We start from the raw sequence: 12198 nt of genomic DNA, 5'->3' as shown, positions 1-12198 counted from the left end.
ATTTTTATCTGGCAAAAACTGTTCAATTTAGTCTAGCAGTTACAACCTTCCCTCCTTTCCCACGAATTAGTAAAGTAGAGGTCAATGTATCAATGTCGGATAGCTTGATTCCCACAAGCTCCGAGACACGAATCCCTGTATAGAGAAGCAAGTAGGCAATCAGCTTATTGCGAGTGCTGACTTTTGTATGGTCCTCAAGATAGAAAAGAAAGCGGTCCACTTCCTCCTCTGACAAAGCCGTTACGATGTGCTCACTTCCTGCTGCAATTTGTACTCGATCACGCTTTAGTTGGATGTAGCCTTCACTGACGATTCCGTTCTTTTGCAGAAAATCATTGAACACCTTTAAGCTATTGATTTTCTTGTTGATGGTGGAAACGGCAAATTGCTGCTCCAGGAGATGTTGCTTGTATCGTACAAAGGAAAAGCGAGAGAGAGGCTGCTGGTCAGACACAGCCTTCTCCTCTAAAAATCGTTGGTAGCCTTTGATGTCTCCCACGTAGGACTCAATTGTTTTCGGTGACTTTCCTTCTTCAAACAGCCATTGCTGAAAAGGCTGTGCTAGGTCATCCATGTGTTTCTCTCCTAACGCAAAAAGAGCCATGAACGCTTGATTTCGCATTCATGGCTCCTACTTTTTAATGATGTCGATGATGGTTTTAATCGTGCAAATGGTACAAAGACCTGGGCACGGACAAGGGCAGATTTTCATATCATACTCTCCTTTCGCTATTCTATTTTTGTTTTCCTATTTAGCATTACTGGTTAGCTCTTTGACTACCTCCGTAGCTACTGCAACTAGCACAGTCGTTATCACTTTTTCCCACACCTTCCTCCACCTCCTCCTATGCTCACTCACGACAGAAATATAATTATGACGTCAGTATTTTATCCTCGGTTTGGCAGTATTACTTGGTATGACTAAGTTTTACTTTGTTATGTTTAGTACGATTTAGTTATGCCGTGAGATGTGCAAAAGAAATGTCGTGAGTTTGATTTTGCAGCCTAAGCAAAGGGATTAGTTTTTACCCCTGCTGATTTGGAAATTTGTACGCAGCGGTTTCCCCATTCTTTAGCCAAACTGTGTACAACCATTCCCTTGAGAACTCTTCAATGACCACCCCAGCGATCCATTCATTCCCCTCTTCATCAATGTACAGCATAGTTTCAAACAATAGCGGATCAGGCAGCACATTCATGTGCTCTCTTGGAATGAGGCTTTCATCGATTTCTTCATGGCACAGTTCAATTCCCTCAAAACTAACTTTTTCTCTTTGGACCTTCACTTGAAAATAGTGTTCTAGCGTAGTTATAAACCAATCAATTTCTTTCACCTGTTCACTGTTCACCCTCCCAAAAATGAAAATAGCCCTAACTCCTCGGAAGGAATTAGGGCTGTTCTTAATGCTATTCACTAATATAATATAATCTTATTTTTCTAGTTGATTCGGTTTTCTTTATTTTTAGTTTCTCCGTCAAATTTTGGGGTTACTATCGTGTATTGTCACCCTTATCCAAGGTGGACCCCAATTCCCTCTTTTAAACCAGGGATATTCATGGTAAAATTCATTTGCACGCAACTCCATTCTTCACTTGTTTCTCGTCAATTCAAGTATAAAAGAATGAGAAGTTTGCGTGTTTTTTTATGCAAAACTTTATGTGTATAAACCCCAAAAAATATTATAGATCCCAAAAAATAGAAAAGACCCTAAGAGAGATTTTCTCTACGGGTCTTTTCAAAAATCTTAGGAAGGCGGCTAGCACCTAACCCTTATTATTGAACATCAACTAATTTTACAGAAGCAGTGTTTGCAGATGCATCTGTAACGGTCACTGTTACATCAGCATTGAAAACTGTAGCAGTAAGATCAGTAGTGTCAGTAACAGTTAAGACAGTCTTAGCAGCATTCCAAGATGCAGTTACCGCACCCTGTGAAGGAGTTAAACCATTAATAGCTGTTACGATTGCCGCATGGTTTGCAACTGATTCACTGAATGTGTATGTTACAGAAGCGCCTTCAGCAATAGTTTCTGTTGCATTCGTACCATTACCTAGAACGTCCGCTGTTTTTGGAGCCCAGACATCGTAACTAGCAACATCTCCAGCAGTGATGATTGCAACTACGTCAGCGAAACGGCTGTTTGCAGCTGATAAACCAATTGCAACATATTCGTTTACATCAACGTCGCCAAGACCTTCTACTGAGAAGTCTTTTCCATCTGCATCAGTAGCATCGTAAACTTCTGCTCCACTGTTAAGTTCAACTACTTTAGATGAACCATCAGCAAGTTGAACTGTAATTTCATCAGAGTTAACATTTACAGCTGTTACTTTACCAACAACAGTACGGTTTTCAGCAAGAGTGATTTTTGAAACTTCACCGCTTGTATCGTTCATTTCTAGGACAGCAACTGTACCTTCAAATAGGTCACTTGCAGATGCATCAACGATATCGTTACCTTTTAAGTTTTCAGCAGTTAATTCTTTTCTTTCTCCGTCTACTAACACTTCTAAGCCAACTACTTCATCATCGTCATTGATATCAACGCGTGTAATTAATGCAGTTTTGTCTGTAGTTTGACCAGCATCCAGATCGTTAACAACGATGTGTGTAACATTACCGTCTTCATCGATATAGAATTTAGCACCTGATTCGATGTCAGTTCCTTTTGCTTTTAAATCTTTCCAAGTAGTGAATTTAACATCATCAGTATCTGGGTATGCACCAGTAGTTGCATCAACATCTACAATGATAGTTGAATCTTCTACACGGTATCCGTTAGCGTAAGCTGGCTTATCAAACTCAATTTTGTTGCCTAAAGTGGCTGCAGTGTCATCTAAGAATTGAAGACCTGTAACTTTACCGTTATCGTCTGTAGAAACTTCTAAAAGTGGTTCAACAGATGTAGCAGAAGCACCTTTTACAATATGTTTAACAACTGCTAATTCATCACCTGCTTCGTTGTAAGCAACGATATAATAGTCGTTAGTTACTCCAGGAGCATTTAGAGTTGCTGGTAAACCAGCGAAATTAGCTAAGTCAGTAGCACCTTCTGCAACCAATCTGAATTCGTCAACTTCAAGATCTGAAGGAAGAGTAGTCGCTAAAATTGCAGAGCTATCAGACACTTTTAAAGCAGTGTTTCCAGCATTTAATGGCAACTTATCTCCAGTTTCAAACTTGAGCTCATCGCTTGGAGTTTGAAGAATGATTTCGTCTAATGAATCTACTGCGAAATCATATAATTTTTCACCTGCTTGTGTAGCAAGTTCAATTTCAAGTTGACCGTCACCTTTTGAATCTACATATGGTAGAACTGCACTTGTTAATGTAGCTGCTTTATAGTTAGCTGCTACTTGACCTTCTGTTCCTTTAGCAAGAACTACATCACCTTTGAAGTTAAAGTATACAGTTACATCTCCGCCTGCTTGTAATTCTTCAGCAGCAGATTTATCTAAAGTATCTCTGTCGCCATTTTCATCAATATATTGAGCACCAGCATAGTCAAAGTTCTTACCAGCTACTCTGAATGAAGTTGCATATACAGCATCGATTTTACCTTTAACAGTGTTATTGTAAACAACTGCAAGACCATCGCCATTGTTCACGTCTTCATTGTAGAATACTAGATCGTCTTTTTTGATGTCGCCGAACGCAATTTGCTTACCATCTTTTACGATTGTGTAGTCTTTTAAATCTACATCAGCTGAATCATAGTCAAGGATATAGTTTCCTTTAGTTGATTCAACTAAAATAGGAGAGTTTTGGAAGTTGTATGCATATACACGCTCTACATCGCCTTTATCATTATAGATGACTTTAGCGTAGTCAAACTCTTGACCTACTAAATTTTCCAGACGGTCGGTAGTATCGCTATCTGAACCTGGGTTAAGGTTGTTGGCTGAAATGTTTGTGCGGTCATATTCTTCTCCATCAAGACCTGCTATTTCATCGTATACAAAGAATTTAAAGTTAGATGCAAGATCGAAATCTTCTTCTTCATCAACTGTTTCGATTTCGTTTGCTTTAGTTACCTTAATTGCATCGTATACAACTTTCTCAGTATCGAATTCATATTTTACAAGGTTCTCTTCACCATCGAACCATACTCGAACTACTTGGCCTAAAGCTTCTTCAAAATTGAAGTCAAGAGTTGTTGGAACATCTAAAACGATAGCTTCATTAGCAGCAATAGTACCATCGTTATTTGCGTCGAACTCGATTGTAACTTGACGGTCTTCAGAATCAACGTCGATTACACGAGCTAATTGATCTTCATCTAAGAAAGCTGGACGAACAAATTTCGTTGTTACAGTCTTACCATCAACATTAACACTTACTGTGTAGTCTGTTGCATATTCAAGTACTGGATTGTCTCTATCAGCATCATCGTGTGCAAATAATTCAACAAGAGCACTTTTACCGTCAGCTGCAAGATTAACTTCTTTCACACCAAAAGCTGCACCTGATTTTGTATTTGTGATAACGATATCAGAAGCTTCAAGTCCAGTTACTTTATTGTTGAAAGTAATACGCAAGTTTTTGTTTGCAGCGTCAAGTGCAGTTACACTTGTAATCGCAAGTTCACCAATTACTGCCCCTGGATTTTCAACTTTATAAACGAATACTGCGAACTCACCACGTGTGATTGAATCTGCAGTACCGAATCTAGTAGCTGTTTTACCAGAAGTGATGCCGTTTTCTGTTAATGCAATTACAGCTTCCTCATAACGCTCAGCAACGTCAGTGAACTTCAATTGCTTTACTTCTGATTTTAGGCTGTATGCTTTAGCAAGAATTAGGGCAACTTCACCACGAGTTAGGTTGTCGTCAGAACCGAATTTAGTTGCTGTTTTACCATTGATAACGCCAGCTGCTTTAAGAGCATTAACTGCGCCTTCTGCACGAGCAGGAACATCAGTGAAACCAGATGCTGGAGCAGTAGAAGTGTTTAATTCAAGTGCTTTTGCAAGCATAACTGCTGCATCAACACGCTTGATTTGTTTGCTAACTCCGAATTGAGTTGCAGAAGTACCTTGTGTGATATTTTGTGCTACAAGGTAATCTACTGCTTCCTTGTAACGATCTGAAACATCTGTAAAAGTTGCTGCAGATGCTACTGGAGCAAGAGCAGATGCTACGATTGTAGCTGTTGCCGCAGTTGCAACAAATTTACGATAAGACTTTGGTTGGTAAGCCATGTAATAAATCCTCCCCGTTTTGTAAAAAAAGTTAAATTTTTTCTCGATGAATAACACCGAAACATAACACATTCTGGTTCAAACATCATCTTTCATACCAATTTTTGATAGTTATGTACTAACATGGTAGAAATGGATATTTAAACTCGTAATCTATTCTACCAAATCCCCCATATTTTTCAACTATTTTTTACATATTTCTTAATATGGTAACTACTGGTACAATATTTACAGAGAATGCATCGTTTTTTAACTGACTGTTACATTATACATTTAATGTAATTAAAATGGAATATATATTTAAAAAAAGTTAAAAACGTCAATTTTTTAGTTATTTCCCATGGTATACAATGGTTTGATTTCCACTTAGCTATTGAAAATGTTTTTGTACGCAACCGTCACAGCATTATCGCTTTTTCTTGTTTTTTTTAAATCGATCTTAAAAAACCTTAAGTTTATATTTTAAAAGGACACACAATTCTATATTAATAATCCCACCATAAGCAGTTATTGTTTTCAAAAAGTAATAGTGAATTTTCTTTTCTCTAGGGCTCACTTTTTCATAAAAAAAAGCATGTGAGAGTTCACATGCTTACAAGCTTTGCTTTTTATTCTGATGCAGGAAGGCGATCGCGAGTCCACCTACTAACCAGAAAATGATATTTAATTGCGGTATGAAAATTAAGTTGTTGGACAGATTTTGTACCATAAAGGTGACACTGCCGACAAATACACCTGCTGCAATAACTTGACCGATTAGGTTTTGTTTAAAGTACAGACGTGCAAGATACAGGAAATATACAATATAAAAGCTTAGGAATGACAGAATCCCAATGATTCCAGTTTCAGCAGCAACTTTTAAATAAGAGTTGTGCACAGAGTATGCTTCATGGCCGATATCGAGCTCTGGGTATTTCTCAACAAAGTCTTTGTATCGGACATAGTAGTTACCCATTCCTACACCTAGAATCGGGTTATCTTTGAACATTACCCAGCCTGTTTTCCAGAGAGTGATCCGGGAAACAACGGCACGGTTAGTTGTTTCGTCGTCTGGCTCTTCGATAGTTTCCTCATCGTCTTCTGGAGCTTCATCACCATCTTCTCCACCTTTATCAGGGTTACCAGGTGTATCCGGAAGGAGCTTCCCAATAGCATATATAGCCGAGTTTGTCCGTGATTGGACATCAGGCATCCAGTATAGAACTGTTAGTAATAGAGCAAACGCAACAAGAATATGCGGTTTAAACAAGTTCTTAAGAAACTTCTTCGGCATAATCAGGATAATCAAAATAAACGCGCAGAACATAGTTACCCAAGCTGCTCTTGTATAAGTCAAAATAAGGTTAATTACATAAATCGAATAAAACGCGAAAAATAATAGCTGCGTTTTTTTGTTTTTGAAATACACCACTGCTAAAAGCAAAAGGATTGGAATGACAAAGTTAACGAATGAAGAATAGTAGTTAGGGTTTGTTAAGGTGGAGTCCACCCGGCCCTTTGCTTCTTCTAACGCATATAATCCTGCTTTGTTTAGCGAGAAATTAAATACATATTGAAGGATTCCGAACAATCCTACAATCAGGGCTGCTGCCCCGAACGCTTTTGCAAAATTTATATACTGCTCTTTCGTAAATTGTACTTTTACTACAATTAAAAATAAAAAGACATAAGATAGGAAGCGTCCAATTTCCATAATCGCTGGCGTATAGCTCTCGGCCTTCACTAGCGAGATTACCGCTGCGATAAGGAATAAGCTGAAGGTTATAATAAATGGTTTGATGGACAAGTCATTAAGCTTGATTGTCCCTTTTTTATATTCCCAGGCGGCGCTTAGAACCAATATGGGAATCAAAATAATTTCTATCGACAAAGGCAAAGGCCCTATATATTTTTTAAAATACAAAATTGGAACTAAAAACAAATGCAATAACACAAGTACGTAAGTCAGGCTGTTCTTCCCGTTCATCCTTCGTCTCCCTTCTTGATTTTACTGTGCTCTAAATATGTTCACCTATTCATGAAGGACAGCCATGATCCTTTATGTAACATGAAACACGTGACGGTTTACTGTTTCTGACATGAGCAGAAAAATACAATTACAACTAACCCTCAAGCCTCTGCATGGAAAAATAGATTCTTTCCGCCTTTCAACAAGATAAAGACGGTGTGAGTAAGCTAGAACCAAACAAATTCCGATGAGTTATAAATCTCATCTCACTCATGTTTTTTGTTACTTAATACTAATTGGCGAAGCTCCGCCCCTTTTCCATACAAAAAGCACTATTCTACCTTACATGATGCTGCAATAAATGACAATGGTATTTTACTTAATGGAAAAAACCACTATCTTATCAGTTTTCTGTAGGTTTCTTCTATAAGTTTATATAAATTCTCAAGCGAGAAATGCTGGACAGCATGCTTGTAAAGGAGCTCTCCTTGTGAGGCAAGTTCACACTTTTCATTAAGATCGTACGCCTCACGCATCGCGTTCAAATATTGGTTCTCATTGTTGACCTCTACCACCCAGCCATAGTGGGGATCCGACACTAACTGCCGCACACCGCCTACATCTGTTGTAATAACCGGCAACTTTTGGTTTGCAGCCTCGAGCAGTGCGAGTGGAAAGCTTTCACTTTGAGAAGCAAGCAAGGCAACATCGGAATTGCTGTAGATTTCATTAACGTCCTTACGAAATCCGAGGAAATGAACTTGTTTATTTAATCCAAGGTTAGATACCATTTGCTCAATTTCCGAACGGATCGGGCCATCACCGACAAGCAGCAGATGAACATCCGGCTTGTCCATTTGTTTTAAAGCCTGAAGTACAATGTCATGCCCTTTGATTGGGTGGAGTCGTGCTACCATAGCCATCACAAAATCTGAATGTTTAAGGCCTAATTCTTGCCTTATTTTTTGGTTGGGCTCCAATGGCTCTGAAAAATCTATTCCATTATATATGGTCTGGATTTTCTCTGAAGGGATACCAAACTTCATTAAGTTTTCCTTAAAGCGCTCCGACACAGCGAAAAAGAAATCTATTTTATTTAATGTTGATAAATTTAGTTTTGTAAATACATAACCTTTTATTCCGCGTTTCATAAAATCAAGGGTTGGGTCACTATGAATGGTTGTAACCCAGACAGCGGAGATTTTCGCTTTGATGAAAGACAAAAACAGGTTTGCTCTTGGACCGTGGGAATGGACGATATCGAATTTCTCCGTGTTGATGAAGTTTGTCAGTCTTTTTAAGACAGACAGATCATAGCGGGAGCTTTGCTTCAGCAATTCAACACGGATCCCAGCATCCCTCGCTTCCTGGGATAGGGCTCCTTCCTGGAAAACAAGCAGGCAAACCTGCTCTTGCGGGAATTTTTCCAGCAGTGTATTCACATGCTTGCGGCTCCCGCCTGTCTCTCCTCCACTGATAACATGCAAGATCTTCATATTGACCTCCGTAAGATTCACACGAAAAAACTCGGCGATGGCCGAGCCCTTCGACAAAATACGATTATTTTACATTTATTGTATCTTACGCTATTCCGCAACCTACCGGGAGAAAAGTACCTTAAGCAGGAATCTCGGCAAGGCTAGCTGCCGCTTTAGGCGTTTTGGCTCTTTAAGCAATCGGTATAACCATTCAAGGCCAAGCTTACGGAAAAACAATGGGGCCCGCTTTACATGACCGGCAAACACGTCAAAGCTTCCGCCCACACCCTGGAATACTTTCACGCCCATTTTGTTCATATGTTCGCGGATCCAGAGCTCCTGCTTCGGACTCCCCATCGCAACAAACAAAATATCCGCTTTAGCCTCATTAATTTTATTAATTACCTGATCAGGATCCTGTACATAGCCATTTTCGTAGCCGGCAATAGTAATGCCTGGATATTTGGCGATGATGTTCTCCCTAGCTTTGGAGACCACTTCTTCTTTTGCTCCGTAAAGGAACACTCGGTATCCTTCTTTTGCAGCAAAGCCAAGGAGCCTTTCCATCATATCGACACCGGTTACCCGGGAAGTAATGCGCCCGCCTTTTAATTTAGAGGCGAGCAGCACACCAATTCCATCCGGAATCTGGTAGGTTGCTGAGTTGATTAATTCCCTCAGCTCGTTACTTTGCTCTGCTTTGATTACTTTTTCCGGGTTGACCGCAATGATTGTGGATTTCAAATCCTGCTGCATGCGGTTTTTTAAATCAGCTAATATTTCGTCATAGCTTAAAGCTGAAACATCAACGCCGAAGTATGTTTCTTTTTGCATATTCATCTTCCTTGTTTACAGCAATGAAGCTTCCTGGATTGCTGATAATTTCGTTAAATCACCTATGCGGTGGACTGTCAGTTTCGTGTCGTCCGCTACCTTCAGGCAATTTCTTGTATCAAAAATGACTGGAGTCTTCATGTTTTCTGTTAGCTTGCCTTCATCCATTAATTTAAATTCAGTATGGTCCACCAGGATAACCAGCAGATGGGCATCCTTTGCAGCCTCTTCCAGTGTTGTCAGCTTGAATGGTACCTGCTCATCCCTTACATGCGGATCATGGATGCGGACATCATATCTTGAATCAGCCAGCAGCTTTTCGGCAATTTCGATGGCCGGGCTTTCACGAACATCATCAATATTACCCTTGTATGTCAAACCGCAAACTGCCAAAACAGGATTTTTCAGTTCTGCTGTTAAGCGGCCGATTTGCTCTACAACAAAGTCTGGCATTGAATTATTGATGCGGCGGCTTTCTGCGATTAATGGAGATTCCGCCTGCGCCTTTTCTATAATGAAATAAGGATCTACCGCTAAGCAGTGTCCCCCAACGCCCGGTCCTGGCAAGTGAATATTTACACGCGGATGCTTGTTGGCAAGCTCGATAACATGGTGAGCGTTCACTCCAAGTCTTGCTGAAATTTTTGCAAGCTCGTTCGCCAGGGCAATGTTTACGTCTCGGAAGGTGTTTTCCATTAGCTTCGACATTTCGGCTGTAACTGCTTCTGTTTCAATTACATCACCGGTTACAACAGCGCGGTACACATCTCCAGCCTTTGTAGCTGCTTCAGGTGTAATACCGCCAACGATTCGTGTGTTTTCAATTAATTCAATTAAGATACGTCCAGGCAGAACTCGTTCCGGGCAATGCGCCAAATACACGTCATTATATGGATCAATTCCGGCTTCTGCTAGTATCGGTGCTACTACATCATCCATTGTTCTTGGCGGAATAGTAGATTCCACGATTACCACATTGCCTTTTTCAATGAATGGCACGATTGCTTTTGTGGCATCCTTCACATAGTCAACGTTAGCTGTATAATCCTCGTGAATAGGAGTCGGAACGGCAATGATGAATACATCCGCTTTTTCAGGAGTAACAGATGCTTTAAGATTTCCTGCTGCCACAACCTCTCTTACCATTTCAGGCAGGCCAATCTCTTCTATATGAATTTCACCTTTATTTAGCAGGTCAACAACCCTTTTATTTACATCGACACCTAGTACGTCATATCCGGCCTTGGCAAAGACGGATGCGGTAGGCAATCCGATATAACCTAATCCAATAACACAAATCTTTTTCATGCAACAAGGACCTCACTTACTTTTTAATAATATTTTTTTGCATCTCATTTACATCTCATCTAGTATATCAGAAGAAAACACATGATGCATTAAGAAACGTTGATAGGGTTGAGAGGGAATGGTAAAATACAATGAAGGTTTCCGACCCGCCACTGACCATTGGTTAAAGTCAGCAAAGCGTAAGAATAGCCTTCTAAGAGATTTTTGTCTGCTTTAATAGGATTCGCCTATGTTGCAGGTTTTATGGCCGTAAATGGCAGACACCCTTAGTAAATCAAAATGCATACCTACATAGAGGAGGAACTTCTTTTTGAAAATCGTAATTTCTGGCTTTTACGGGCTGGGTAATACCGGCGATGAGGCCATTTTAGAAGCAATCATAGATAATCTGCGTGACGGGCTGGAGTCCCCAGATATTACCGTTTTTTCACTTTCGCCGGAAGAAACGGCCCGAACGCATAATGTAAAAAGTGTTTATCGGGCTTGGCGCCAGGATAATAAAGGGAAAATTAAAGCACTAAAAGAAGCAGACTTGTTAATTAGCGGCGGCGGCGGTCTTTTACAGGATGCATATCCTACCAAATTTTTATTCGGCCCGCTTCCCTATTATCTGCTAATCGTCATGCTCGCGAAGATGTGCGGCACAAAGGTTATGTTTTTCTCGCAGGGAATCGGGCCTGTTACCTCAGGCTGGGGCAAAACACTGATGAAACTGGCAAACATGGCTGATTTTATAACTGTCCGGGACCAGTACTCCAAGGACTTGCTGCACAAGCTCGGTGTTACTAAACCTCAAACGGTCGTAACCTCTGATATCGTGTTTGCCTTCAAGCCAAAAAAGGATGATTCAGCGAAAGCTTCTCTTCCTTTAAAAGGTGACGAAAAGCTTGTAGCCGTTTCTGTGCGTCCATGGTTTGAACATGTTAAGCAATTCGAGCAAATGGCTCAGATCCTTGATACCTTGATTACGGAACGCGGTGTGACCCCTGTATTTGTTCCGATGGAGGGACACCACGATAAAAATGCCAGTGAAAAGGTTATGTCGCATATGAAACACAGTGATAAAACCCTAATGCTAAGCACTGAATTTACACCGAACCAGTATTTGAATTTTATCGGTGAGTGCGAGGTAACAATCGGAATGCGTCTGCATGCCCTTATATTCTCCACACTGATGGGTGTGCCGCATATTGGATTCAGCTATGATAAAAAGGTAGAAAGCCTGTTAAAACGCAGCGGCATGTGGGATTTTTCCGCTGATTTGGAAAATATCAATGTACCGGAGCTTACAGCCAATGCGATTAAGCTTCTGGTCGAGCGCGATGCCTACAGCCAAACTGTAAAGGGAAATGCTGAGTCCATGAGAGCGGAAGCAGTCCGCAATATCGAGTTACTAAAACAAAACTTCCTATCGTAAACGAAAAGGA

The 12198-nt window shown here is 40.3% G+C and carries 8 protein-coding genes; 1 reads left to right on the top strand and 7 read right to left on the bottom strand.

What is annotated here, in order from left to right; genetic code table 11:
- Positions 1 to 22 precede the first annotated feature (22 nt).
- The 7 genes from D0469_RS09320 to D0469_RS09290 form a co-directional block, all read right to left on the bottom strand.
- The gene (locus D0469_RS09320) at positions 23 to 574 is read right to left on the bottom strand and encodes a tyrosine-type recombinase/integrase (protein WP_233523001.1); all 552 of its coding nucleotides are present in this window, start codon (positions 572 to 574) and stop codon (positions 23 to 25) included.
- Positions 575 to 1025: 451 nt separating this feature from the next.
- Positions 1026 to 1349, bottom strand: a complete 324-nt coding sequence (locus tag D0469_RS09315; protein WP_233523000.1) for a hypothetical protein — start codon at positions 1347 to 1349, stop codon at positions 1026 to 1028.
- 425 nt (positions 1350 to 1774) lie between these two features.
- The gene (locus D0469_RS09310) at positions 1775 to 5203 is read right to left on the bottom strand and encodes an S-layer homology domain-containing protein (RefSeq protein WP_158553407.1); all 3429 of its coding nucleotides are present in this window, start codon (positions 5201 to 5203) and stop codon (positions 1775 to 1777) included.
- 592 nt (positions 5204 to 5795) lie between these two features.
- Positions 5796 to 7169, bottom strand: coding sequence for an O-antigen ligase family protein (locus D0469_RS09305; RefSeq protein WP_117326477.1), 1374 nt, complete (start codon positions 7167 to 7169; stop codon positions 5796 to 5798).
- A 377-nt stretch (positions 7170 to 7546) separates the two neighbouring features.
- Positions 7547 to 8647 (bottom strand): glycosyltransferase, encoded by a 1101-nt coding sequence (locus D0469_RS09300; protein WP_117326476.1) that lies wholly within the window; start codon positions 8645 to 8647, stop codon positions 7547 to 7549.
- A gap of 102 nt (positions 8648 to 8749) precedes the next feature.
- The gene (locus tag D0469_RS09295) at positions 8750 to 9463 is read right to left on the bottom strand and encodes a WecB/TagA/CpsF family glycosyltransferase (protein ID WP_117326475.1); all 714 of its coding nucleotides are present in this window, start codon (positions 9461 to 9463) and stop codon (positions 8750 to 8752) included.
- Positions 9464 to 9478: 15 nt separating this feature from the next.
- Positions 9479 to 10771 carry a nucleotide sugar dehydrogenase gene (locus D0469_RS09290; RefSeq protein ID WP_117326474.1) on the bottom strand — a complete coding sequence of 431 codons (1293 nt, stop codon included), beginning with the start codon at positions 10769 to 10771 and terminating at the stop codon, positions 9479 to 9481.
- Positions 10772 to 11081: 310 nt separating this feature from the next.
- Between D0469_RS09290 and csaB the strand changes: the two genes are divergently transcribed.
- Positions 11082 to 12188: a polysaccharide pyruvyl transferase CsaB gene (gene csaB, locus D0469_RS09285; RefSeq protein WP_117326473.1), complete on the top strand. Its 1107-nt coding sequence runs from the start codon at positions 11082 to 11084 to the stop codon at positions 12186 to 12188.
- Positions 12189 to 12198 lie beyond the last annotated feature (10 nt).

Source organism: Peribacillus saganii, from assembly GCF_003429095.1.
Classification (GTDB): domain Bacteria; phylum Bacillota; class Bacilli; order Bacillales; family DSM-1321; genus Peribacillus; species Peribacillus saganii.
Note: the sequence above shows the minus strand (reverse complement) of the source record. Positions and strands in the feature narration are given on the sequence as shown.

Bases quoted from the DNA above. Each gene is read 5' to 3' on its own strand.
- D0469_RS09320 (WP_233523001.1), bottom strand. From the start codon at position 574: ATGGATGACCTAGCACAGCCTTTTCAGCAATGGCTGTTTGAAGAAGGA.
- D0469_RS09310 (WP_158553407.1), bottom strand. From the start codon at position 5,203: ATGGCTTACCAACCAAAGTCTTATCGTAAATTTGTTGCAACTGCGGCA.
- D0469_RS09305 (WP_117326477.1), bottom strand. From the start codon at position 7,169: ATGAACGGGAAGAACAGCCTGACTTACGTACTTGTGTTATTGCATTTG.
- D0469_RS09300 (WP_117326476.1), bottom strand. From the start codon at position 8,647: ATGAAGATCTTGCATGTTATCAGTGGAGGAGAGACAGGCGGGAGCCGC.
- D0469_RS09295 (WP_117326475.1), bottom strand. From the start codon at position 9,463: ATGCAAAAAGAAACATACTTCGGCGTTGATGTTTCAGCTTTAAGCTAT.
- D0469_RS09290 (WP_117326474.1), bottom strand. From the start codon at position 10,771: ATGAAAAAGATTTGTGTTATTGGATTAGGTTATATCGGATTGCCTACC.